Origin of the sequence: Maribacter luteocoastalis, assembly GCF_048890225.1 — a bacterium.
GTDB classification, from domain to species: domain Bacteria; phylum Bacteroidota; class Bacteroidia; order Flavobacteriales; family Flavobacteriaceae; genus Maribacter; species Maribacter luteocoastalis.
On record NZ_JBMFZG010000003.1, the window covers coordinates 378,775 to 401,427 of the forward strand.

Consider the following 22,653-nt stretch of genomic DNA (forward strand, 5'->3'; position numbering starts at 1 on the left):
CAAATCATGAAAAAAAATTACATACTCACCGTTTTCAGCCTCTTTGTCCTGCTTTATGGATTTGCACAAACAGAAGGAATAACTTACCAAGCAGTTTTGGTAGATAACAACCCCGATGAAATTCCTGGGGTAGATATACCATCAAATAATATTCCCGATCAAGCACTGACCATTCGCTTTACCATTCTGGATGCAACGGGTGCTATAGAGTATCAGGAAACGCAAGAAACACAAACCGATGCCTATGGAACCATTAACCTTACTATAGGGGAGGGTCAAACAACATCGGAAAGCCTAGGCGCCTTCAATAACATTAATTGGGATGGGGCTAAAACGTTAAATGTAGATATTGATTTAGAGGCAGGCACTAATTTTGTGGGATTTAGCACCCAGCCCTTGACGTATGTGCCTTATGTGCGACATAGAAATCTAATAGCAGATGGTGTTACTGACCTGAACAATGATTTTAATGTAAATAACCAAAGTATTTCCCGTTTTTCGGGCGATGTATTCGTTGATCAGGACACTAGATTGCAAACCATTACTGCAGATGGGGCAGCGAACTTTAATGAAAGGGTCACTATCGATGCCATGATGTCCACTACCAACCAATCTGATATAGATGCCTATCCCTTACGATTGCAAGGTAGCGCCCATGGTATGGCGATACAACTCAACAGTGCAGTACCCAGTCGGGAACATAATTTTATGTCTTTTTGGGATGGAAATGGTACGCCAATTGGAAGAATAGAGGGGTTTCAAGCCTACACTGATGTGAGTCAAAATTTTATCTTAGAAGTATTATTAGCTAACGAACCCACCGAAGATGAGGCCAAGGACCAAGAAGATGACGATACGGCACCACCTGCAGAAGCACCTAGCGCGTTTGCGGTTTATTTAAACAATGATTATTCATTAAATCTACTTCTGGAATATATGGATCTGCTTGAGGCATCGGCGACATTTGGGTGGAATTTAGGCGCCTGTATTGCCGGAGTGGGTATTGCCGGTGACTGTGATGATGCGGCGTGGTCTGCATTTCAATTGTTTGTTCAAGGCGTTCAAATATCTTTATATGTCTGGTATAATGAGGCCAATGTTGGGGTCGCCTTTGAGTCGGGTGGTGCTGATTATGCCGAATGGCTCAAAAAATATGACCCTAAGGAAACATTTACATATGGCGAGGTAGTTGGCTTAAGGGCAGGCGAAATATCCAAGAATTTTGTAGATGCCGATAGGTTCATGGTTATTTCCAAAAACCCTATTGTTTCTGGGGCAATGCCGGAACAAGGCGAGGAGAGTCGTTATAAACAAGTGGCCTTTTTAGGTCAGGTGCCCGTAAAAGTTTTAGGTACGGTGAATAAGGGCGATTATATTTTGCCTTCGGGTAATTTGGATGGTATGGGCATTGCCGTTTCGCCACAAAATATGCGAACAAATGACTACAAAAGAATCATAGGGGTAGCTTGGGACAACTATTTCGGTAATGAACTGTTTTCATATATTAATACAGCGGTAGGTATCAATAGTAATGATTTGGTTAACGTGGTGTCCAATATGCAAGCGGTAATGAACCGTATGCAAGATGCATTGGTGGCTGCAAATCCCGCGTACCAACCTACTTATTTTGATGTGGAAACGGTTACGGTTGATACCAACGTAAAAACCACTACGTCTAGAACTATGGAACAGATTTTAATGCAGCAATATGGATTTGACCAACAGGCCTCTACCCAGGAAAAATTTGCAAAACTAAGGAACATGATGCAGTCTAAAGATATAGGCAATCAAGTTTTTAAATTTTCAGAAATGCCATACCTGGAAAATGTCTTGCAGAATCCTACGGAAGAAAATATTAAGCAGTATAATGACTATTATGCAAAGGCATTAGAGAACTTAAGTGCTTTGGTTCAAGGTAGATAATGCGCCTTAGTTCTTTTTTTCGACTAAGTCGAGCTGCTCTATGCCAACATTAGTGGTAAATAAGCCATAGTTTACTATGGCTTTGTTTTTTTCCAACTTGTCAATACTTCCCACGGCTTTGCCATCTTTTAATCGAACACGATCACCAACTTTAAAAATGGGCCTTGGTTTGTTTTTTTCCTTGATTATCGCTTTTTTCTTTTCTACCTGTTTTTTCTCACGAATTACCTTGACTTCTTTTTGTACTTCTTGGGCCACCTGTGTCTTTTTAGCCCTATCTTTTTTAGCCTCTTGTGCCGATTTCTTTTTACGTTTGCTGTTCTCTGTTTCTACTATGTGAAGTAATTCTGATATTAAAGGGCGTTTTTTATTGGTTTGAAAATATTTATCAGCAGCTATATTTACCTTATTGCCCAATTGTATCATACGTTGGTCATGGTCATACAACTCTTGATAATTCTCTAATTTGGATTTTACCTTGGCATTGAGTTTTTCTAAACGTAAGGCTTCCTCCCTTACCTTGGACTCTTCTTCTTGCAATCTAGAGCCTGTTTGCACCATTTTACTGCGTTCTTTCTGCAACTTGGCGATAGTAGCATCAAAACGTACTTTGCCTCGCTCAATCTTCTTCTTTGCCTTGTTTATTAACGAGTAAGGAATTCCATTTTTTTGTGCGACCTCAAAAGTGAAGGAACTACCCGCCTCCCCAAGTATCAATTGAAAAGTAGGCTCCAAGGTTTTTCCATCAAACAACATATTGGCATTGGTCACGTGGGGTAATTCATTGGCCAAGGCCTTTAGATTGGCATAATGTGTTGTAATTACGCCATAAGAACCACGCTCGTAAAAAACTTCTAAAAATGCCTCGGCCAGGGCACCCCCAAGTTCAGGGTCGCTACCCGTTCCAAATTCATCAATTAGGAATAAGGTATGGTCATTACAACGTTTTAAAAACTGGTTCATGTTTTTAAGCCGGTAACTGTATGTACTTAAATGATTTTCAATAGATTGATTATCTCCTATATCTGTTAATACCTTGTCAAAAAAACAGACCTCACTACGTTCATGAACCGGAATTAAAAGTCCGCTTTGTAGCATAATTTGTAAAAGACCAATGGTCTTAAGGGTAATACTTTTACCCCCGGCATTTGGTCCAGAGATAACAATAATTCGGTTTTCCCCATGCAGCTCAATGGTTTGGGGATACGTTTTGTTGTTTTTACGTGTATTGCTTAAAAACAATAGCGGATGATAGGCATCCCGCAAATACAATCGCTTATCCCTATTAATTTTTGGCAACAGGGCGTTTATATCTTGAGCGTGCTTTGCTTTTGCAGCGGTGACATCCGTTTGCGTTAAATACGCTTGATAATCGCTTAAAAGCGCTCTATATGGTCTTATTTGATTGGTTAGGTGGTTTAGAATACGTTGAATTTCCTCTTTTTCCTCAAACTCCAGATTATTAAGCTCCCTGCTATATTTTAAAGCCGCCTCGGGTTCAATATACACAATACTTCCTGTCTTGGAAGTGCCCATAACGCTACCCTTAATTTTTCTACGATACATAGACTTAACTGCAAGAACCCTACGGTTATCTACCACCGATTCTCGAATTTCATCTAAATAATCAGAAGCTTGATAGGTGCTCAAAGCAGCACTAAAACTTTGACTTATTTTGCCCCTTACATGGTTCATTTGTCTTCTAATACCTAACAAAGTATCAGATGCATTGTCCTTAACTTCTCCAAATCGGTCTATAACGCCGTTTACCAATATGGGTATCTCCGTATTGGATTCTAACGCTACGGCGAATTCATGTAGCAAAGGATAGTATTCCTTAAATTTTTTAAGGAATTTTTGATGGGTAACAACCGTATTGCAAATACCGGATATACGCTGAAACCCCTTTAATTCTAATGTAGTATTTTCTATTTTCAATAGTTGCAACTCGCCATTAATGCTTTCAAAACCATGATTTGGGATTCGATTTTCATTAATGAAGGAGGAAAGGTATTCAGACGTTTTTCCTAAGGCACCTACAGCAAGTCCTTGCTCTGGAAATGGTCTTATTTCCAAAGCGCTTTCTTTGCCTAATTCTGTGTTGCAGCGCAGTGCCACTTGTTGGAGTACGGTTGGGAATTCTAAATCTTGTAGTGTCTTGGAATGTATTTTTATCACCTGCTTATTAAATAATAACACAAAGGTACGTATTGATAGTGAGATGGGGCTATGCCGTTAAATCAAGAACTCATTAAAAACCATATTTACATGGTACAGATGTTCATGTTATATGTCACAGTGCTAGTATGGATTCCCAAATTTCCTTATTTATGGTCATACCATTTTTTGAGTTTTCAATAGTATTTGCCAAAGCCCTTTCCCCGGGATAATAGGTGCGATCTCCAGGTTTCATTGGGGCAACATCATGTGTATAAGTAATAATTTCATCTACTAGTTGTTGCTGTAACTGGTCATCACCAAAGAGTTTAGGGTAAATACAAAGAAAAATCTGGGAAACCCCCGTCTCGTGCACCCTAGAACTAATTTTATAGGTTGAGCTGCCAGCTGATAGTAAGGTTGCCAGCATATCCAGTACCATAGATAGGGCAGAACCTTTCCAGTAGCCAATAGGGAGGCCGCGTTCATTCCCTAGAATAGATTTTGGATCCTTTGTAAGTTGATCATGCTTGTCCCAGCCGCCAACATATGGCAGTTTCTGTCCTTTAAGATCGTATTCGTGTATTTTGCCAAAGGAAAATTGGGATAGGGACATGTCTAAAACTACATGACCTTCATTTCTGGGAATGGATACTACAAATGGGTTATTTCCAATCCGGCTATCCTTGCCTCCCCAAGCGGGCATGTTAGGCTTGGTATTGGTGAAAAGAATAGAAATACAGCCCGCTTCGGCAGCCTGCCAACCGTATGCACCGGCGCGCATCCAATGGTTGGTGTTGCGCAAGGCCACAAGGCCCATGCCATGTTTTTTGGCAAGTTTAATAGCCCGGGAAGTACATTTGCGGGCATTAACGATACCTGGTCCCAGACCACCATCCCATCGTTCAATAGTGCCAAATGTTTGTACTTTTTTTGCCTCAGCATCAATTTTTACGATACCATTTTTAATATACTCAATAAATACAGGAACACGGTTTACGCCATGCGAGTTGATACCCGCTAAAGTGTTCTCCGTAAATGTTTCCGAAAGCAGTATAGCCTTATTTTCTGAAAATCCATATTTCAAGAATAATTGGTTTAAAACAGTTTGCATTTCTTTTGCATCTACCCGTAATTCCATGGTTTGCTTATGTAAAAAAGGATTAGAGCCTAAATATAAAATAAAAGAAGAAGGGTTTTTTATAATTTTGTGGATACTGGAGCTATCTGACATGAATAGTGTGGTCAATATAGTATTATAATCATACTATCTAATATAAGTAAGGTCAAAGATGAAGTTAGTATTGGAAGAGGATTGGAGAATTAGATTGGAAGCACAATTTGGGCAGCCTTATTTTCAAGAATTAATTTCTTTTGTTGAAACAGAATATGATAGCTTCACCTGTTTTCCCAAGTCGAATGAAATTTTTGCCGCGTTTAACTATTGTTCGTTTCAAGATACCAAAGTTGTCATTATCGGTCAAGACCCATATCATGGTATCGATCAGGCACACGGTCTTTGTTTTTCAGTGAACGGAAATTTACCCCACCCACCTTCCTTGGTGAATATTTTTAAGGAAATTAATACTGACCTAGATGTTCCTTACCCCGAAAGTGGTAATTTGGAACGATGGGCAAAACAAGGAGTATTGTTGTTAAATGCTACCCTTACGGTACGAGCCCATAAACCGGGAAGCCATCAAAAAAAAGGCTGGGAGGATTTTACGGATGCCGTAATCAAAAAAATTTCTGAAGAAAAAGAAAACGTTGTGTTTTTACTGTGGGGTGGATTTGCTAAAAAGAAAGCAAAATTAATACATGGCGAAAAACATCATATCCTAACTTCTGGCCATCCCTCACCGCTTAGTGCAAATAGGGGATATTGGTTTGGAAATGGTCATTTTTCAAGAACTAATGAAATTTTAAAAAAATCAGGCAATAAAACTATTATTTGGTAAGTTTATTATATAGGAAAAATGCTAATACTAACAATGTATTTTCTTACTTTTACTCTAAACAAACCAAACTAACATGAGTACAAACAACGATTTAAGGTCAATTTTACTTATAGATGACGATGAAGCAAGTAACTTCTTACACTCTATTTTTATTAACAAACTAGGCTTAGGAATTAAAATAAACGCTGCTTTAAACGGTCAGGAAGGCTTGGATTTTATTTTAAACAAAGGTGTTGAGGCTTTGGAATTACCCTGTATGGTAATGTTGGATATTCGTATGCCAGTGATGGATGGATGGCAGTTTATTAAAAATTACCAAGAGCAGGTTCCTAAGCAGTTAAAAGATCAAATTAAAGTGGTTTTGGTTACTATTAGTGATAGTAAGGAGGATAAGGAAAAGGCCATTGCCAATCCATTTATTATGGATTTTGCACAAAAGCCATTGTCTGATAATGCATTTAAAAAATTGATCAACAAGCACTTTAGCTTAACCACGGCCATATAGCCTGCCATTAAAATAGTAAGTCTTTTGATGGGAGTTTGGCACCTATTAAGTTGAGACTAAGAAGTGTATCTTGAATATTATCAAGACTAGTTATGGGTAATTGCTGTTGACTCCACTTTGTGATAGCCATCCATTCTTGAATATCCTCTAGCTTTTGACCGTACCTATTGGCTAAAGTTCTATCAATACTGGGAATGCTTTTAAACTCTTCGGTATATAGATTGATTATTTCCAAAATATGGTTAAGTGTGCCTTGGTGTTCAGAAATAAATTGTTGTGTTCCCACAAGCATAAAACAAGGCCATGGGGTAGGACAATCACCAACCCTCCTAAAAATACCTTTATCCACTAAAGGTTTGGTGGTAAAATGTTCCCACATGAAATAATCGGCAACACCATCAGTAAGTGCCTGAACAGCACCATCAAGATTATTAATAACCTCAAAATCCAACTTATCTAGGTCCCAACCTTCATTTTTAGCCAAGACATAGGCCATTAGATGGCTTCCGCTACCATACCTACTTATGGCCGCCTTGGTGCCAATTAAGTCACTTATAGTATTGTATTTGCTTTTTTTAGCCACATGTATTCCCCAAAGTAGGGGCGAGGCTATGTATTCCTGGATAATTTTTGATTGATTTCCCTCCGTAATGCTTTTGACAATTCCTTCCGTTAAAATAATGGCCAAATCCGTTTCTTGTTCGGAGAGCATTTGGCACATCTTTCCGGTGCCCTCCGGAATATCGGTCCAAATAAGTTCAATGCCTCTTTCTTTAAAAGCACCTTCTTCAATTGCTAAATGCCATGGCAGATTGAAATGTTCTGGTACCCCAATAATTTTTACGGTTTTCAAGACGATGTTAATGTATTTAAAGTGAATTCAATAAGATTTTCAATAGCTATTGATGGCGATTTAGAAAATTCGCCAGTAGCCCTGTTGGCTAAAATGCAATTGAGGGAAACCGCTTGGTGTCCTAATAGTTTTGCTAAGGCATAAATACCGGAAGTCTCCATTTCTAGATTGGTAATTTGATGGTTGCCATACCTGAAGTGAGCCAATGTATTGGTAAAATCATTTATACTGGAAGGGATTCTCAAGGTTCTGCCTTGTGGGCCATAAAACCCCGTATTCGTTGCTGTAAATCCTAATCGTATACGATTATCGGTAAATAATTCACCGAGATTACTATCAAAATCTATGATATATGGTCTTGCTTTTTTTGTAGACCATTGGGTTTGGTTCATAAATTCATCTTCCATGGCAGAATGTTGGTCTTGTCCATGTTGGTAAAAATGAAGCAAGCCATCAAAACCAATAGCTAATTCGCTCATTAGCCAAGAATCAATAGATATTTCTGGTTGTATTGCGCCTGAGGTGCCAATTCGAACAATCTTTAATCGTATACGATTTTTTGTAACCGTTCTAGTGTTAAAATCGATATTTACAAGGGCGTCCAACTCGTTTAAAACAATATCTATATTATCCGTTCCAATACCCGTTGAAATAACACATAGCCTTTTACCATTTAAATGACCCGTATGGGTCAAAAATTCACGCTTCCCTTTTTTGACTTCTATGGTGTCAAAAAAATTGGAAACCTGAGACACACGGTCTGGGTCACCAACTGTAATGATGGTGTCCGCAATATCTTCTGGAAGTAAATTAAGGTGGTAAATACTGCCATCCTCATTGAGAATAAGCTCAGAGGGGCGCAAGTGCATATTATAATTTTAAGATCCTGTCGTTCTCGGTATTGTAAAGAAAGTTATATTTTAGAGCACCTCCCAGGTATACGTCATTATCCTGGATACAGGAATAATAACTTGTTTTCCCTTCCAAGATCTCTTTCCCTTTTTTGGTAAGTTTAACAGGATTTAAATTGGTAAACAATGGTTTTAACCTTTCAATGGCCCTATTGTATTGTGTATCGGCAAAACCTAAGTTATTTTGGGTGCTTAGTATTGTTTCCAAGAAATCGGTTTTGGATGTTGGTTTTTCGTCCATGGCGAGTCTAAGCATCGTGTTTTCCATTTCATTCAGACCATTGGCAATACTAGGAAACCGTTTTAAATGGGTTTTTACCGCATCACCAAGATAGTCAAACTGGTATTCATTAAAATCCGTTAGATTTTCTAATCGTATAGGATTATTGCTACAATATAACTGCCACACATAATCTGCATATTCGGTATCGTCTTGACTTAAGATCTTCTTATTTTTATACAAGGTGTGTAGTTGCTCATCGGAAAGGTCATTTAAGCTGTATAGTTTGTTGCTGTCATCCTCATTTCCGCTACAAACCAAAGAAATTTCGGCATACTTACGGTTCGTCAGTAACCAACTTATTACAGCTAGCATATTTACTTGGCAAAACAAATCATATTCAAACCAAAGTACAATATGGTCCTGTTGTTTATGATTACAGAGTGAGCGATATTCTTTTAATGTTTTTTCAATGAACCAAGACTTGGATACCTTATAATTCTTGTTCAAAAATTCGAACCTAGTCTTCCAAAACGACTCACTGCCAACATTGGTAAGGGTCTTACCTTCACACAACATTTCGCGCCACGTTATTATATCGCCGTCTAAATTTAACTTCTTTAGACGTTCTGTAAAACTGTCGCCATTGGTAATGTGTAGGACTGAACTCATTTTCGGTTTCGTTTAGGTTCTAAAAAAAGTAGTAGATAAATGTAAGGTTAAATGTAAATAAATAAAAAAAATTAACAAAAAAAGACGCAACCATCATATTGCTATTGATTTAGGTCTGGGGGTTCACCCTCCAACGCGCTTTACTTTAAAGCCTTTTTGCTTTAAAATCTCCATGATTTGATTTCGATAATCACCTTGTATGATGATTTTGTCATTTTTAAAACTGCCACCAACACTTAACTTCGTCTTAAGTTCTTTGGCCAGTATTTTAAAATCCGACTCTGCACCATTATACCCTTCAATAATGGTAATTGGTTTTCCTTTTCGTTTTTCATACTTGCAAATAAGCGGATCATCTTGTAACCAGATGTCATTTTCAACCTCTGGTACCAGTATTTCCTCTGGTTCGTGATCTGGAAATAAATTTTTAAGTTGGTCTTTAAGGTCCATGATTATTCTTTTATCAATCCAAGTTCTATTAAGCGTTCATGAAGAAACTCGCCAGCTGTGATATCTTCATGTAATTTGGGATGAGACCCATCAATACAATTTTCTAGACAGTTCAAGGGCATTTCACTAACGGGGTGCATAAAAAATGGGACGGAATATCTAGAGGTGCCCCATAATTCCCGCGGTGGGTTCACTACTTGGTGAATGGTGGACAACAATTTGTTGTTACTTAATCTAGATAGCATATCGCCCACATTGATCATTAACTGATCTGGCTTGGCAATAGCGTCAATCCACTCGCCCTTATGGTTTTGTACTTGCAATCCTTTACCATGGGCGCCCATCAATAAGGTTATTAAATTAATATCACCATGGGCAGCTGCCCTTACCGCGTTTTTAGGTTCTGATGTAATTGGAGGATAATGTATTGGTCTTAATATAGAATTACCGTTTTTTATAAAGTCGTCAAAATAGGTTTCCTCCAAATTTAAATGTAGCGCCAAAGCCCTTAAAACATATTTCGCTGTTTTTTCCAGCATCTTGTAGGTTTCTTTACCTATTGTATTGAATTCAGGTAGTTCCTTTACGATTACATTTTCAGGATATTCCGCTTCCAACCTACTATCATTTTCAACATATTGACCAAAATGCCAAAACTCTTTCAAATCACCTTCCTTACGACCTTTCGCATGTTCTTTGCCAAAGGAGGTGTAGCCCCGTTGTCCGCCTATACCCTCAATTTCGTACTCATCCTTAGTTGCTTGTGGTAAATCAAAGAACTTTTTGATTTCTGTATATAGGCCTTCTACCAATTCATCGGAAAGAAAATGTCCGCTTAAGGCAACAAATCCAATATCTTCAAAGGCTTTACCTATCTCATCAATAAATTTTTGTTTGCGGTTTGGGTCGCCCGAAATAAAATCGGATAAATCTACACTGGGTACCAGACTCATAGGGATGATTTTAAAATTGACTGTAAAATTACAAAATATCGGTCAGTTTCAATTATAACAAATCGCATCCTTTTAAGTGCTTTTTGTTACATTTATGTCGTACTAATAAAACGGCAAATAGGTAATGGATTATTCCAAATGTAAAGTATCTAACGAAATCAAACTTAAGCTTTTTAAAGCCATGCTTGTCCCGAGATTGATTGAGGAAAAAATGTTGGTATTGCTTAGGCAGGGCAAGATAAGCAAGTGGTTTAGCGGGATAGGTCAAGAAGCCATATCAGTTGGGGTAACCGCTGCCTTACATGCGGATGAATATATTTTACCAATGCACAGGAACCTTGGGGTATTCACCTCAAGAAACATTCCATTGCATCGCTTGTTTAGTCAGTGGCAAGGCAAACCAAATGGCTTTACCAAAGGCAGGGACCGGAGTTTTCATTTTGGCACACAAGAATATAAGATTGTTGGAATGATTTCACACTTAGGACCCCAGCTTGGCGTGGCCGATGGTATTGCATTGGCACATAAGATCAGAAAGGAAAATAAACTAACAGCTGTTTTTACTGGCGAAGGCGCTACTAGTGAAGGTGATTTTCACGAAGCGCTTAATGTAGCTGCTGTTTGGGACCTGCCAGTTTTGTTTTGTGTTGAAAACAATGGTTATGGACTGTCTACCCCTACCCAGGAGCAGTTTAAATGTAGGAACATAGCGGATAAGGGAATTGGATATGGTATGGAGTCGCATATCATTGATGGTAACAATATATTGGAAGTGTATGCAAAAGTTCATGCCCTATGCGAGGACATCAGAAGAAATCCTAGACCGGTATTATGTGAATTTAAAACATTTAGAATGCGGGGCCATGAAGAAGCAAGTGGTACTACATATGTGCCAAAGGATCTTATGGAGGCATGGGCAGAAAAGGACCCTTTGGATAACTACTTGCATTATCTTCTAAGCGAAGGTGTTTTGAACGATGAAGAACAACAACGGATAAAGCAATCAATTACCGCGGAAATAGAAGCGAATTTACAGCTTGCTTACAATGAAAAAGCAATTATACCTAATGAAAGTGAAGAGTTAAATGATGTTTATGAAGAAATTGATTTAAAAGAAGTTAAGCCAAAAATACATACAAAAAATATTCGTTTTGTTGATGCTATTTCCGATGGGTTACGAACGGCGATGGAGCAGTATGGGAATCTGGTAATTATGGGACAGGATATCGCTGAATATGGAGGTGTATTTAAAATAACCGATGGCTTTTTGGAGGCGTTTGGTAGGGATAGGGTTAGAAACACACCCATTTGTGAATCGGCCATTGTTTCTGCCGCAATGGGCCTATCAATCAACGGGATGAAGGCAATTATGGAAATGCAATTTGCGGATTTTGCCAGTAGTGGATTTAATCCTATAGTAAATTACCTTGCCAAGACCCATTACCGCTGGGGAGAAAAAGCAGATGTGGTCATTCGCATGCCCTGTGGTGGTGGGGTAGCCGCAGGACCTTTCCATTCACAAACCAATGAAGCCTGGTTCACAAAAACACCGGGATTAAAGGTGGTATACCCTGCTTTTCCTGCAGATGCGAAAGGTTTGTTGGCAACGGCTATCGAGGATCCCAACCCAGTTCTTTTCTTTGAGCATAAGGGGCTTTATAGAAGTGTTTACCAAGAAGTGCCCACAAACTATTATACTATTCCCTTTGGCCAGGCAACCCTCTTGCGGGAAGGTGGGCAAATAACCATTGTAAGTTTTGGCGCTGGTGTGCATTGGGCATTGGAAGTATTGGATAATCATGTGTACATTAAGGCAGACGTATTAGATCTAAGAACCCTGCAGCCTTTGGATATACAAAGTATTTATGCTTCTGTTAAAAAAACAAGTAAACTAATTATACTACAAGAAGATAGTTTGTTTGGTGGTATAGCCAGTGATATTTCTGCCTTAGTTATGGAAAATTGCTTTGAATATCTGGATGCTCCCGTACAAAGGGTCGCAAGCTTGGAGACACCTATACCTTTTAATGCCGATTTAGAACAACAGTACTTGCCAAAGGCAAGATTCGAAAAAGCCTTGCTTCAACTTTTGGACTACTAGCATATACGTTAACATAAATCGTAAAAGAGTGAAGATATGCCTACCCTAATCTTAATCTTTGTAAGCAGTTAATCGAATATTTATGTATTGCTGATCTAAGAATAGGTCGGCAACGTATATAAGGGTAATAAAAAATATATAATAGTATGAAAAAATTGATTTTGTTTTTAGGGGTATTTGCAATGATGCTTTCCTCATGTTCTGTATCAAAAGATGCAAGGTCCAAAAGAAATTTACTTAGCGGCACCTGGTCTCTTAATAATGTCTCGTTTGAGAATAATACAGGAAATTTTAAAGCGGTTTTGTTTAATGATGTAGAGGATATTTGTTTAGAAGGTAGCGAGTGGTTTTTTAGGGACAATAATAGTACGGGTCGATATACTATTAGTCCGTCAACACTTTGTAATGGGGGAGACCGCTACATTAGATGGTCTGTCGTAGAGCGTGCGGAGAATTACACCAGTCAGCTGCAATTCAAATTTATAGACGAAAAAAACAAAGATATTTCCGGAGGCTTGGGATATAGATTGAATATCGAATCCTTAACGGAACAGGAAATGATATTAAAATCCAATGTTAATGTAGATGGCCAGCCTGTAACGGTCGTTTATGAATTCACCAAAAAGTAGGAATAACACAAATTAATAATACAAGAGATTATGAAATTAAATATAATGAAAAACACAAGTTACGTATTGGCCTTGGCAATGGTAATGAGTTGTAGTACGGTAAAGAATGCGAATAAAACCCAAAAAGGTGCGGTAATAGGTGCTGCAGGTGGTGCCGTTATCGGTGGAGTCTTGGGCAACAATGTTGGGAGTGGCAATAACACGGCTCTTGGCGCAATTCTAGGTGCCGCTATCGGTGGTGCAGCCGGTGGTTACATCGGTAATAGAATGGATAGGCAAGCGGAGCGTATTGAGGAAGAAATACCCGGTGCAGAAGTAAAAAGGGTAGGCGAAGGTATCAATGTGACCTTTAATGAGGATGCCGGTGTTTATTTTGATACCAATAAGTCCGATGTAAAAGGGACATCTGCCACTACCTTGGATAAGTTGGCAGGCATTTTTAAGGAATATCCTAATTCTAATATTTTGGTTGAAGGCCATACGGATAGCGCTGGTCCGGAAGAATATAATATGAACCTTTCTAGACAAAGGGCAGAATCTGTTACTAATTATTTAACAGCTAAGGGAATTTCCCCAACAAGGTTTACCACAAAATGGTATGGTGAGCTACAGCCGGTTGGCGACAATACCACTACTGAGGGAAAAGCAAAAAACCGAAGAGTGGAATTGGCTATTGTAGCCAGTGAGGAACTAAAAGAAGAGGCGATACAGAAAACAAAGCAGTAACGTACTTTTTAAATGCTATAATAAATTAAATCCCTGCAAACGCAGGGATTTTTTTGTGGGATCATGTAACTTCCCAAGAGTGAAAAAGTATGACGTACTTATTGTTGGTGGTGGTTTGGCAGGGCTGACAGCTGCCAATGCATTGGCCCGTTTAGGTTATGGGGTGCTGGTGTACGAAGCTAAACCGTATCCGCATCATAAGGTTTGTGGTGAATATGTCTCTAACGAGGTACTTCCTTATTTAAAGACATTGGGCATAGACCTGTTGAAATTGGGTGGTGTCCCCATTACTACGTTTGAAATCAGCACCCTGAACGGACATAAGACCTCTGTTCCACTAGATTTGGGTGGTACAGGTATTAGTAGGTATGCGCTGGACAATATCCTTTATAAAGAGGCATTGAGCCAGGGCGTTAATTTTTTGTTCGAAAAGGTAAGCGATATTCAATGTAAGACTGATGAATTTCTTGTGACCAGTGATAACCATACCCTTAAGGCAAATATGGTTATTGGCGCGTATGGAAAGCGTTCCTCATTGGATAAAGCCCTAAAAAGGGATTTTATAGGGGTTAAGAACAGTTGGCTTGCCGTAAAATCACACTATAGAAACGATGATTTTCCTAATGATGTGGTTGCGTTACATAACTTCAAGGGAGGTTATGGTGGACTATCCAAAACCGAAACAGGGGCGGTCAATTTCTGCTATTTGGCACATTATGAAAGTTTCAAAAAATGCAATACCATAGAGGAGTTTAACACCAAAGAGGTGTCTAAAAATAAACACTTACAACAATTTTTGGATTCATCTGAACCCATTTTCGAAAAACCGTTATCCATTGCCCAAATATCATTTCATAAAAAGGAACCCGTGGTAAATCATGTGCTAATGTGCGGTGATACGGCCGGACTCATACATCCACTTTGTGGTAACGGGATGGCCATGGCCATACATAGTGCTAAATTGGCAGCGGAGTGCATCCATGCTTATTTTCAGCATAAAGGTGTTGGCAGAAAGCATATGGAACAGGAGTATTGTCGTATCTGGAACTCAAATTTTAAGAATCGGTTATGGTATGGAAGAAATTTGCAGTATATTTTACTTCATAAAAACATAATGAACCTTGGTTTAAAGACCATCGGGAAGTCAGATTATTTGCTGAAATCTATCATTAAAAAAACCCATGGAAATGGTATTATATAATGGTTGATTTGTCGGTTAGAAGTGATAGGGCAGAGTTAATGGACGACTTTCAAGGAAGTGTCGTGGACCTGCAAGTGGTTTTGGATGACATCACCCGTGTGAATACCATTTTAGGAGGAAATGATATCACCTTAACTGCTGTATTTAGGCTGATTGAAGAAAACATAAAAAAATCGTATACGATATTGGATGTCGGTTGTGCCGATGGTAATATGCTTCGTGAGCTTGCTTTAATGGCTCGTAAAAAGAAAATAAAGGTGAAATTGATTGGAGTGGATTTAAACGCGGATGCCTTGTTGATTGCTAGGCAGAAGTCGGTGGACTTTCCAGAAATTGATTATTTTGAAAAGGATATTTTGTCCGATGATTTTAGCAATTTTAAATGTGACATTGTCATGAATACACTAATGATGCATCACTTGCCCCATACGGATATTTTAAAATTCACGAAACAGTTTGCGGACCTGGCCAGTATAGGTGTGGTCATTAACGATTTGCAACGAAGTCCGCTGGCGTATTATTTGTTCCGAATCTTTAGTCTTATTTTTATAAAAACGGATGTGGCCAAGGTAGACGGACTCATTTCCATTAGTAAGGGGTTTAGAAAGAAAGACCTTCAGTTTTATGCTAAAGAATTGAGTCATTTACAGCATCAAATTAAATGGAAATGGGCCTTTAGGTATCTATGGGTTTTGCAAAAATCATCCCGCCCCAAAATATGAGCAACACTAAAATAGTAGGTGTCACCAAAGAACTTCCCCCATATTGTAGGGAGACCAAAGATATTATACCCTTCGTAGACTTTTGGTTGCAAGATAAGGATGAGCGATTTAGGCGTAAAGTGGTGAAAATTTTTGAGGGAGCGGCCGTGGATAAGCGCTATGGCATCATGCCTATAGAAGATGTGTTTTTGGCTACTTCGTTTGAGGAGAAGAATGCGATTTATGTTAGGGAGGCCAAGAAATTAGGGATCAATGTATTGAAAAAAGCACTTAAAAAAGCGAATTGGGAATCCCAAAGCCTAGATTATATCATTACCGTAAGTTGCACGGGTATTATGATACCCTCCTTGGATGCCTATCTTATAAATGCCTTGGACCTGAGAAGGGACATTGTACGGCTACCAGTTACCGAAATGGGCTGTGCGGCAGGTGTTTCCGGGATACTATACGCACACAACTTTCTAAAATCCAATCCCAATAAGAGAATAGCGGTAGTGGCTGTGGAGAGTCCAACGGCAACCTTTCAATTAAACGATTATTCTATGGCCAACATGGTTAGTGCCGCTATTTTTGGTGACGGTGCGGCTTGTGTGTTGTTATCTTCTGAAGAAGATGCAAATGGGCCAACCATTATCGGGGAGGAGATGTTTCATTTTAAGAATGCCACCCACCTAATGGGTTTTGACCTGACCAATCACGGACTTAAAATGATCTTAGATCCCGATGTGCCCAAAACTATAAGTGAACACTTTCCAGAAATTGTACATCCATTTTTAGAAAAACACGGAAGTGATATAAACAAGGTTGACCATCTTATCTTTCACCCCGGAGGCAAGAAAATAGTGCAGACGGTAGACGAATTATTTGGAAGTTTGGGCAAGAATATAGATGATACTAGGGAAGTGTTGCGCCAATATGGGAATATGAGCAGTGCTACCGTACTTTATGTGTTGGAGCGATTTTTAAATAAGGACATTGCAAAAGGGGAGCAAGGATTGGTACTGAGTTTCGGGCCTGGATTTTCTGCCCAGCGTGTTTTATTGGAATGGTAAAAGAATTAAGTTAATGAAAAAAGAATGGGCCCTTATTTTGGGCGGTAGTAACGGACTAGGATTGGCAACGGCCAAGAAATTGGCAAAGCATGGCTATCATATCATAATCGTTCATAGGGATAGAAGAACCGCCTTGGCAGCTATTGAAAAAGAATTTGAGGAAATAAAAGCTACCGGCGTGCTTTTCAATGCCTATAATGCAGATGCCTTACATCCCCAAAAGCGTGAAGAATTGTTGCATGGGATATCTGAAAATCTACCTGTGGGACATAAGGTTAAAGTATTGGTACACAGCATCGCAAAAGGAAGTCTTAAACCAATGTATGCTAAAGATGGTGCTACTTTGTCCGATCAGGACATCAAAATTACTTTTGACGCCATGGCCCTGAGTTTATATGACTGGACCAAAACGTTGATGAACGCGCAGCTATTTTCAAATGACAGTAGGGTTATCTCATTCACTAGTGAAGGGAATACGAGGGCACTTCCCAATTATGGAGCAGTTTCCGTGGCAAAAGTGGCATTGGAGGCCTTAACGCGAAATATGGCATTAGAATTTGCCCCGATCGGGATTAAGGTGAACTGTGTACAGGCCGGGGTAACCCAAACCAAATCCCTAGAGATGATACCCGGTTACGAAAAACTAATGGCACATGCCCTTGCGCGAAACCCCAATAGTAGATTAACCACACCTGAGGATGTGGCGAATGCAGTATATTTATTAACTATGGAGGAGGCCAAATGGATAACTGGTACGGTAATAAAGGTTGATGGGGGAGAAAGTTTACGATGATTGTATATGAAGCACAGTGAAATAGTAGCGTTATTGCCTTATGAACAGCCCTTTCTATTCGTAGATGAGCTTGCACAAGTAAATGATGATGGTTGCGAAGGGAGTTTCACTTTCACGGAAGATTTAGTCTTTTATAAAGGCCACTTTAAAAATTATCCAGTTACCCCAGGCGTGCTATTAACGGAATGTTGCGCCCAAATAGGGTTAGTATGCCTTGGTATTTACCTTATGAAGTTAAGTATTACGATTGAAAACTTAAAAATTGGCATGAGCAGTTCCCAAATGGAATTCTTAAAACCAGTAGTTCCTAATGAAAAAGTGACGGTAATTTCAAGGAAAATCTATTTTAGGTTCCATAAACTTAAGTGTGAGGTAAAGATGTATAACTCAAAGGGTGAATTGGTCTGTAAGGGCATTTTGTCAGGGATGTTAATGAATCAATCAAATGGGTAGACGGGTAGTCATCACTGGAATGGGTGTCTGCGCACCTAATGGTATAGGCTTAAAAAACTTTACGGAAGCATTGGTCAATGGCAAAAGCGGCATACGTTATAATTCCCAATTAAAAGAGTTAAATTTTTCATGTCAAATAGCTGCAGAACCGCTACTTAAGGATAATGTGGTAAACAATTACTTCACGCCCTTGGAATTAAAGGGATTGAATGCTTCCGGTTTGGTTTATGGGGTAGTGGCAGGTATGGATGCCTGGGAGGATGCCGGGCTAAAAAAAAACACAACCAGCCAGCCACGCTGGGATTGCGGTGTCCTTTTTGGAACAGGAATCTTGGGGGTTGATAAATTTAGGGAGTCCATTCACTTGGTAGATGATAAGAATGTAAGACGATTGGGGAGTACTACTGTAGTCCAGACCATGGCCAGTGGCATAAGTGCGTATTTAGGCGGCATGTTGGGTTGTGGGAATCAGGTTACTACTAACTCATCTGCCTGCGCTACAGGTACAGAAGGGGTTTTAATGGCCTATGAGCGCATTGCCAATGGTAACGCCGAAATAATGCTTACGGGTAGTTGTAGTGATAGTGGGCCTTATGTTTGGGGTGGTTTTGATGCTATGCGTATTCTGCCAAGCGCTCATAATAGTGACCCAACTAGGGCAAGTAGGCCCATGAGTGCAAGTGCCAAAGGTTTTGTGCCAGGTAGTGGGGCAGGGGCCATGGTGCTGGAATCCTTGGAAAGTGCAAAAAACAGGGGTGCTAAAATATACGCGGAAATTTTAGGTGGGGAACTGAATAGCGGTGGCCAAATTGGTGAAGGCTCCATGACAGCGCCCAACAGTGAGGCAGTACAACGATGTATACAAAAAGCAGTGGAAAATGCCGGCATACAGGCAAATGATATCGATGCCATAAATGGTCATTTAACCGCAACGACTAAAGATAGCCTGGAAATACAAAACTGGAGTGAAGCTTTGAGCCGTAAGGGAGAAGAATTTCCATACATCAACTCGTTTAAGGGAATGATCGGACATTGCTTGGCCGCCGCGGGTAGCATTGAATGTGTTGGGACCGTTTTGCAGTTTGAGGAAGCTTGTGTGTTTGGTAATATAAACTGCGAGGATATCCATCCAGAGATTACTAAAGTCATCTCCAAAAATCGGATTCCCCAACATACAATTCCATTTAGGCCCAAAATTATAGCAAAGGCAAGTTTTGGCTTTGGGGATGTAAATGCTTGTGTTATTTTTAGTGCTTTTAAGGATTAATCATATTAGCGCAGTTAGTGAAGGGAACTATGGACAAAGAATCAAAATATCAAAAATTAAAGGACATTATAAAAGTGTACTTGCCCGAAGATGTCATGGTAACGGATATTACCCTAGACAGTGATTTTATTTCAGAGTTGAACATCAATTCTGCCCATCTGGTTGATATAATGCTGGATGTGGAGGATACGTTTGATATTCGATTGGAGAATGAGGATATGGACCAAATGAAAACAGTTCAAGACGCCCTTACCATCATAGATAAAAAACTGGATCAAACATCGGATAGCTAATTTAGAATCAACATTTAAAAACCTATACTTGATGAATGAATTTATAGCTTGGGCCAAAATAAGACTATCGGTCGATTATAGGTTGATTGTTATATACTGTTTGGTTTATTTCATTTGGGGATTGGGTATGAACTGGTTTGGGGCACAGGTTGAAATTGCCAAATTCACGTTCTGGTGGCAAGTAGTAACCTGTTATATTCTTTATATGGTGCCTATTTCCTTACTATTGCGAAATTTTCCTTTTCATATGCAATATGCCTACGGACTTATAGCCATGGGAATACTGGAATTTGGGGGTTATGCCCTTAAAACATCCTATGCTTACCCTAATAATTTGATGGACCAGTTTTTTGGGGAGCGTACCTTTGCATTAGGGATGGCCCTTTTCTTTGCCTTGTACTTTCCGTTAGGCAATTGGGCCGTAGCTAAACTATATCAATCGGTTTGTAAACCTAAAATCTAGACTTGGTCCTATTCTTGTTCCGGAACATAAAGCGAGGCAACGATGCCGGAAAGTAAGGATACCGAAATTACGGTTAAGGAAACCCATTCCGGTAAATGTATAAAATGGGAGAATAGCATTTTTAAGCCTACAAAGGCTAAAATAACAACCAAGCTATAATTGATATATCTAAATTTAGCCAACATCCTTGAGATTAGGAAGTACATGGATCGTAGACCTAAAATGGCCAAGATATTGGAACTAAATACAATAAAGGGATCTGCGGTTATCGCTAAGATTGCAGGAATACTGTCCAAGGCAAAAAGGATATCTGTTAACTCTATAACTATTAGGGCAACAAATAGGGGAGTGGCGGCCCGTACACCCATTTTCTTTACAAAGAAATCATTTCCACTAATAGTGGTCGTAACAGGGTAAATCTTTTTTAGTTGCTTAAATACAAAGGAGTCTTTAGGGTTAAAATCCTCTTCATCATTCTTAAGCATTTTTAAGGCTGTATAGAGTAAGAATATTCCAAAGACATAGATAATCCACTCGAATTTGGTTATTAGTGCTACGCCAAAAAATATCATTAGTGCCCTAAAAACAATAGCGCCCAATATTCCCCAAAATAATACACGGTGCTGATATATGGGCGGTATCCTAAAAGAAGAAAAAATAACGGCGATTACAAATACATTGTCTATACTCAAAGAGAGCTCTATCAAATACCCGGTGATGTATTTAAGAACTGCATCGTTTGGGGTTAAATTGGTGGGATTTTCAATTATACCGGCCGAAAACAACCAATAAATAACCCCGCTAAAGGCAAAGGCTATAGAAACCCAAATAGCAGTCCATATTCCTGCTTCCTTGGACTTAATAACGTGCTCGTGTTTATGGAAAATACCGAGGTCCAAGGCTAGAAAAACAAGTACAAATGCCAAAAAAACTATCCAGACGATCATAATAGCGATATAAGGGCGACGAAGGTACTAATTTTCGATAGTTTTAATTATGATTTTAAGCATGTTGAAAAAGTATTTTTTGGGAAAAAGTGCGTTATTCCAACTCAAGGTCAATCTCGATAGTTACTTTATTGGAGTCCCTGCCCTTTTTTAAGATAGTGATATCAAAATCTGATGAAAATAGGGTGGTCTTGCCAAGGAAATGATTGTCTTTTTTATAAAACGTAAATTGAATGGGTTTGGCGATGTTCTTTATAGTCAATATGCCATCGACCAAAAAGGTATTATTATCTTCCTTGATTCCGGTACTTCTAAAAGTGATTTTAGGATAGGTGTCCGCATCAAAATATTTTTCACCTTTTAGGGACCAGTCCCTTAAGAAATTACCTGTTTTTATGGTCTCGGTTTCAACAGCGCCCTTTAAAACCGAATCACTTATGTTTTCCCAGTCTAGATTTGTATTTGAGGTAAAGCCATAAAATTGTCCCTCCACGTTTTTTTCAACAAAAACAAAATTTACCGTTGCAGATTTTATTTGTTGTTGTGCATAAGCATGAAATGCTATTGTGAAACAACAAAATAGGAGTGGGGCGATTTTTTTAAACATAAGCCTAGTGTTGCACTAACGAACAATTGGTTTTTGATAGTCATTATAAAGATAAGGATATACGCCAATTTTTTATTCAGTATATTTAAAAAGAGAACATTACACATAAAATGAAAAAGGGAATCTCCATCTGGGTATGTATAGCGTTGAGCACTTTGGCTTTTACCAACGCTTTTGGACAAACGGACAACAAAAAGAAGGAAGCGATAATAAAACGTACGCTAATGGATAAGTTTGAGCCAGAATATGTCTTGTCTATAGACGAGCGTGCGGCACTAAAAGACAAGAGACTTGTGCAAGAACAAAGGACAAAAAGAATTTTGGATACCTTATCTATTTCCGATAGGAAAAGACGTAAACTTATTAGGGAATTGAAAAAAAGTCCATTTTCAAAAAGAATTAACGAAGCTATTATGGCTAACAGTGAGTTTGAGGATATAGAGGAGGAAGATCGGCCTTAAAAAAAATGAAACCCTAAGAATAGGGTTTCATTTTAGCTTTTCTTTTTTGTAGTTGCCGATGAAGATCATCAATGGAAGCTGCGATTGATGTTTCAAAGTTTGCGTTGCTAGATTCTGCAAAAAGTCGTGGTCCAGGGGCACTTAAACGAATATTACAGATCATTCCCGTTTCTGGGGACGAGGTATTTTCTTTTTTGAAAAAAACATCAGCCCTTACAATAAAATCAAACTTATCTAAAAGTTTTTCCAGTTTTGAGGCCGCCATAATCTCCAGTCGATTACTGGCCTTTACATCATCGTATTCAAAATTTATATTCATACACCAAATTGTTTAAG

At 39.0% G+C, this 22,653-nt stretch carries 25 protein-coding genes; 15 read left to right on the forward strand and 10 right to left on the reverse strand.

Annotated features, from left to right (window positions below; genetic code table 11):
- Positions 1–6 precede the first annotated feature (6 nt).
- A complete protein-coding gene (locus tag ACOCEA_RS08930; protein WP_420755884.1) occupies positions 7–1,923 on the forward strand; it encodes a hypothetical protein in 1,917 nt (638 codons plus the stop codon).
- 6 nt (positions 1,924–1,929) lie between these two features.
- On the opposite strand, the gene ACOCEA_RS08935 is transcribed toward ACOCEA_RS08930, so the two are convergent.
- Together ACOCEA_RS08935 and yiaK are read right to left on the reverse strand one after the other, a co-directional pair.
- On the reverse strand, positions 1,930–4,101 hold the full coding sequence (locus ACOCEA_RS08935) for an endonuclease MutS2 (protein WP_420756223.1): 2,172 nt from the start codon (positions 4,099–4,101) through the stop codon (positions 1,930–1,932).
- Positions 4,102–4,216: 115 nt separating this feature from the next.
- Positions 4,217–5,221 carry a 3-dehydro-L-gulonate 2-dehydrogenase gene (yiaK, locus tag ACOCEA_RS08940; protein ID WP_420755885.1) on the reverse strand — a complete coding sequence of 335 codons (1,005 nt, stop codon included), beginning with the start codon at positions 5,219–5,221 and terminating at the stop codon, positions 4,217–4,219.
- Between the two features lie 151 nt (positions 5,222–5,372).
- Here yiaK and ACOCEA_RS08945 point away from each other — a divergent pair, with 151 nt between their 5' ends.
- Both ACOCEA_RS08945 and ACOCEA_RS08950 read left to right on the forward strand, forming a co-directional pair.
- Complete coding sequence (locus tag ACOCEA_RS08945) at positions 5,373–6,038, forward strand: uracil-DNA glycosylase (RefSeq protein ID WP_420755886.1); 666 nt, start codon at positions 5,373–5,375, stop codon at positions 6,036–6,038.
- 73 nt (positions 6,039–6,111) lie between these two features.
- Positions 6,112–6,543, forward strand: a complete 432-nt coding sequence (locus tag ACOCEA_RS08950) for a response regulator (RefSeq protein ID WP_420755887.1) — start codon at positions 6,112–6,114, stop codon at positions 6,541–6,543.
- Positions 6,544–6,550: 7 nt separating this feature from the next.
- On the opposite strand, the gene ACOCEA_RS08955 is transcribed toward ACOCEA_RS08950, so the two are convergent.
- The 5 genes from ACOCEA_RS08955 to ACOCEA_RS08975 form a co-directional block, all read right to left on the reverse strand.
- Positions 6,551–7,396, reverse strand: a complete 846-nt coding sequence (locus ACOCEA_RS08955) for a substrate-binding domain-containing protein (protein ID WP_420755888.1) — start codon at positions 7,394–7,396, stop codon at positions 6,551–6,553.
- Positions 7,393–8,265 carry a nucleoside phosphorylase gene (locus ACOCEA_RS08960; RefSeq protein ID WP_420755889.1) on the reverse strand — a complete coding sequence of 291 codons (873 nt, stop codon included), beginning with the start codon at positions 8,263–8,265 and terminating at the stop codon, positions 7,393–7,395. Before ACOCEA_RS08960 ends, ACOCEA_RS08955 begins: the two co-directional genes overlap by 4 nt.
- A 1-nt stretch (position 8,266) precedes the next feature.
- Complete coding sequence (locus ACOCEA_RS08965; protein WP_420755890.1) at positions 8,267–9,199, reverse strand: DUF1835 domain-containing protein; 933 nt, start codon at positions 9,197–9,199, stop codon at positions 8,267–8,269.
- Between the two features lie 123 nt (positions 9,200–9,322).
- Positions 9,323–9,649, reverse strand: a complete 327-nt coding sequence (locus tag ACOCEA_RS08970; RefSeq protein ID WP_420755891.1) for a translation initiation factor — start codon at positions 9,647–9,649, stop codon at positions 9,323–9,325.
- Positions 9,650–9,651: 2 nt separating this feature from the next.
- Entirely contained in the window at positions 9,652–10,602 is a 951-nt protein-coding gene (locus ACOCEA_RS08975; protein WP_420755892.1) for an isopenicillin N synthase family dioxygenase, read from the reverse strand.
- 124 nt (positions 10,603–10,726) lie between these two features.
- Here ACOCEA_RS08975 and ACOCEA_RS08980 point away from each other — a divergent pair, with 124 nt between their 5' ends.
- The 11 genes from ACOCEA_RS08980 (at position 10,727) to ACOCEA_RS09030 (ending at position 20,302) form a co-directional block, all read left to right on the forward strand.
- Positions 10,727–12,703: an alpha-ketoacid dehydrogenase subunit alpha/beta gene (locus ACOCEA_RS08980; protein ID WP_420755893.1), complete on the forward strand. Its 1,977-nt coding sequence runs from the start codon at positions 10,727–10,729 to the stop codon at positions 12,701–12,703.
- 146 nt (positions 12,704–12,849) lie between these two features.
- Positions 12,850–13,332, forward strand: coding sequence for a lipocalin family protein (locus ACOCEA_RS08985; protein WP_420755894.1), 483 nt, complete (start codon positions 12,850–12,852; stop codon positions 13,330–13,332).
- Between the two features lie 30 nt (positions 13,333–13,362).
- Positions 13,363–14,058, forward strand: a complete 696-nt coding sequence (locus ACOCEA_RS08990; protein WP_420755895.1) for a YiaD family glycine zipper/OmpA-like lipoprotein — start codon at positions 13,363–13,365, stop codon at positions 14,056–14,058.
- Between the two features lie 79 nt (positions 14,059–14,137).
- Positions 14,138–15,259, forward strand: coding sequence for an NAD(P)/FAD-dependent oxidoreductase (locus ACOCEA_RS08995; RefSeq protein ID WP_420755896.1), 1,122 nt, complete (start codon positions 14,138–14,140; stop codon positions 15,257–15,259).
- Positions 15,259–15,981 carry a methyltransferase domain-containing protein gene (locus tag ACOCEA_RS09000; protein ID WP_420755897.1) on the forward strand — a complete coding sequence of 241 codons (723 nt, stop codon included), beginning with the start codon at positions 15,259–15,261 and terminating at the stop codon, positions 15,979–15,981. The genes ACOCEA_RS08995 and ACOCEA_RS09000 overlap by 1 nt, the downstream gene beginning before the upstream one ends.
- Positions 15,978–17,033 carry a type III polyketide synthase gene (locus ACOCEA_RS09005; protein ID WP_420755898.1) on the forward strand — a complete coding sequence of 352 codons (1,056 nt, stop codon included), beginning with the start codon at positions 15,978–15,980 and terminating at the stop codon, positions 17,031–17,033. The genes ACOCEA_RS09000 and ACOCEA_RS09005 overlap by 4 nt, the downstream gene beginning before the upstream one ends.
- Positions 17,034–17,046: 13 nt before the next feature.
- Entirely contained in the window at positions 17,047–17,826 is a 780-nt protein-coding gene (locus tag ACOCEA_RS09010; protein ID WP_420755899.1) for an SDR family oxidoreductase, read from the forward strand.
- Positions 17,827–17,832: 6 nt separating this feature from the next.
- Complete coding sequence (locus ACOCEA_RS09015; RefSeq protein WP_420755900.1) at positions 17,833–18,279, forward strand: 3-hydroxyacyl-ACP dehydratase FabZ family protein; 447 nt, start codon at positions 17,833–17,835, stop codon at positions 18,277–18,279.
- Complete coding sequence (locus ACOCEA_RS09020) at positions 18,272–19,546, forward strand: beta-ketoacyl-[acyl-carrier-protein] synthase family protein (protein WP_420755901.1); 1,275 nt, start codon at positions 18,272–18,274, stop codon at positions 19,544–19,546. The genes ACOCEA_RS09015 and ACOCEA_RS09020 overlap by 8 nt, the downstream gene beginning before the upstream one ends.
- A gap of 29 nt (positions 19,547–19,575) precedes the next feature.
- Positions 19,576–19,839 carry an acyl carrier protein gene (locus ACOCEA_RS09025; protein ID WP_420755902.1) on the forward strand — a complete coding sequence of 88 codons (264 nt, stop codon included), beginning with the start codon at positions 19,576–19,578 and terminating at the stop codon, positions 19,837–19,839.
- Positions 19,840–19,870: 31 nt separating this feature from the next.
- Positions 19,871–20,302 (forward strand): hypothetical protein, encoded by a 432-nt coding sequence (locus ACOCEA_RS09030; RefSeq protein WP_420755903.1) that lies wholly within the window; start codon positions 19,871–19,873, stop codon positions 20,300–20,302.
- Between the two features lie 8 nt (positions 20,303–20,310).
- On the opposite strand, the gene ACOCEA_RS09035 is transcribed toward ACOCEA_RS09030, so the two are convergent.
- Together ACOCEA_RS09035 and ACOCEA_RS09040 are read right to left on the reverse strand one after the other, a co-directional pair.
- The gene (locus tag ACOCEA_RS09035) at positions 20,311–21,249 is read right to left on the reverse strand and encodes a TerC family protein (RefSeq protein ID WP_420755904.1); all 939 of its coding nucleotides are present in this window, start codon (positions 21,247–21,249) and stop codon (positions 20,311–20,313) included.
- A 94-nt stretch (positions 21,250–21,343) separates the two neighbouring features.
- Positions 21,344–21,856, reverse strand: coding sequence for a YceI family protein (locus ACOCEA_RS09040; protein ID WP_420755905.1), 513 nt, complete (start codon positions 21,854–21,856; stop codon positions 21,344–21,346).
- 110 nt (positions 21,857–21,966) lie between these two features.
- On the opposite strand from ACOCEA_RS09040, the gene ACOCEA_RS09045 reads away from it, so the two are divergent.
- Positions 21,967–22,317: a hypothetical protein gene (locus tag ACOCEA_RS09045; protein WP_420755906.1), complete on the forward strand. Its 351-nt coding sequence runs from the start codon at positions 21,967–21,969 to the stop codon at positions 22,315–22,317.
- Between the two features lie 13 nt (positions 22,318–22,330).
- Here ACOCEA_RS09045 and ACOCEA_RS09050 read toward each other — a convergent pair whose 3' ends face one another.
- Complete coding sequence (locus tag ACOCEA_RS09050) at positions 22,331–22,636, reverse strand: HPF/RaiA family ribosome-associated protein (RefSeq protein ID WP_420755907.1); 306 nt, start codon at positions 22,634–22,636, stop codon at positions 22,331–22,333.
- Between the last annotated feature and the right edge of the window lie 17 nt (positions 22,637–22,653).

What these genes read in the sequence shown, in the direction of transcription:
- ACOCEA_RS08930 (WP_420755884.1), top strand. Translation starts at nt 7, where the DNA reads ATGAAAAAAAATTACATACTCACCGTTTTCAGCCTCTTTGTCCTGCTT.
- yiaK (WP_420755885.1), bottom strand. Translation starts at nt 5,221, where the DNA reads ATGGAATTACGGGTAGATGCAAAAGAAATGCAAACTGTTTTAAACCAA.
- ACOCEA_RS08945 (WP_420755886.1), top strand. Translation starts at nt 5,373, where the DNA reads ATGAAGTTAGTATTGGAAGAGGATTGGAGAATTAGATTGGAAGCACAA.
- ACOCEA_RS08950 (WP_420755887.1), top strand. Translation starts at nt 6,112, where the DNA reads ATGAGTACAAACAACGATTTAAGGTCAATTTTACTTATAGATGACGAT.
- ACOCEA_RS08960 (WP_420755889.1), bottom strand. Translation starts at nt 8,265, where the DNA reads ATGCACTTGCGCCCCTCTGAGCTTATTCTCAATGAGGATGGCAGTATT.
- ACOCEA_RS08965 (WP_420755890.1), bottom strand. Translation starts at nt 9,199, where the DNA reads ATGAGTTCAGTCCTACACATTACCAATGGCGACAGTTTTACAGAACGT.
- ACOCEA_RS08970 (WP_420755891.1), bottom strand. Translation starts at nt 9,649, where the DNA reads ATGGACCTTAAAGACCAACTTAAAAATTTATTTCCAGATCACGAACCA.
- ACOCEA_RS08975 (WP_420755892.1), bottom strand. Translation starts at nt 10,602, where the DNA reads ATGAGTCTGGTACCCAGTGTAGATTTATCCGATTTTATTTCGGGCGAC.
- ACOCEA_RS08980 (WP_420755893.1), top strand. Translation starts at nt 10,727, where the DNA reads ATGGATTATTCCAAATGTAAAGTATCTAACGAAATCAAACTTAAGCTT.
- ACOCEA_RS08985 (WP_420755894.1), top strand. Translation starts at nt 12,850, where the DNA reads ATGAAAAAATTGATTTTGTTTTTAGGGGTATTTGCAATGATGCTTTCC.
- ACOCEA_RS08990 (WP_420755895.1), top strand. Translation starts at nt 13,363, where the DNA reads ATGAAATTAAATATAATGAAAAACACAAGTTACGTATTGGCCTTGGCA.
- ACOCEA_RS09000 (WP_420755897.1), top strand. Translation starts at nt 15,259, where the DNA reads ATGGTTGATTTGTCGGTTAGAAGTGATAGGGCAGAGTTAATGGACGAC.
- ACOCEA_RS09005 (WP_420755898.1), top strand. Translation starts at nt 15,978, where the DNA reads ATGAGCAACACTAAAATAGTAGGTGTCACCAAAGAACTTCCCCCATAT.
- ACOCEA_RS09010 (WP_420755899.1), top strand. Translation starts at nt 17,047, where the DNA reads ATGAAAAAAGAATGGGCCCTTATTTTGGGCGGTAGTAACGGACTAGGA.
- ACOCEA_RS09015 (WP_420755900.1), top strand. Translation starts at nt 17,833, where the DNA reads ATGAAGCACAGTGAAATAGTAGCGTTATTGCCTTATGAACAGCCCTTT.
- ACOCEA_RS09020 (WP_420755901.1), top strand. Translation starts at nt 18,272, where the DNA reads ATGGGTAGACGGGTAGTCATCACTGGAATGGGTGTCTGCGCACCTAAT.
- ACOCEA_RS09025 (WP_420755902.1), top strand. Translation starts at nt 19,576, where the DNA reads ATGGACAAAGAATCAAAATATCAAAAATTAAAGGACATTATAAAAGTG.
- ACOCEA_RS09030 (WP_420755903.1), top strand. Translation starts at nt 19,871, where the DNA reads ATGAATGAATTTATAGCTTGGGCCAAAATAAGACTATCGGTCGATTAT.
- ACOCEA_RS09035 (WP_420755904.1), bottom strand. Translation starts at nt 21,249, where the DNA reads ATGATCGTCTGGATAGTTTTTTTGGCATTTGTACTTGTTTTTCTAGCC.
- ACOCEA_RS09040 (WP_420755905.1), bottom strand. Translation starts at nt 21,856, where the DNA reads ATGTTTAAAAAAATCGCCCCACTCCTATTTTGTTGTTTCACAATAGCA.
- ACOCEA_RS09045 (WP_420755906.1), top strand. Translation starts at nt 21,967, where the DNA reads ATGAAAAAGGGAATCTCCATCTGGGTATGTATAGCGTTGAGCACTTTG.
- ACOCEA_RS09050 (WP_420755907.1), bottom strand. Translation starts at nt 22,636, where the DNA reads ATGAATATAAATTTTGAATACGATGATGTAAAGGCCAGTAATCGACTG.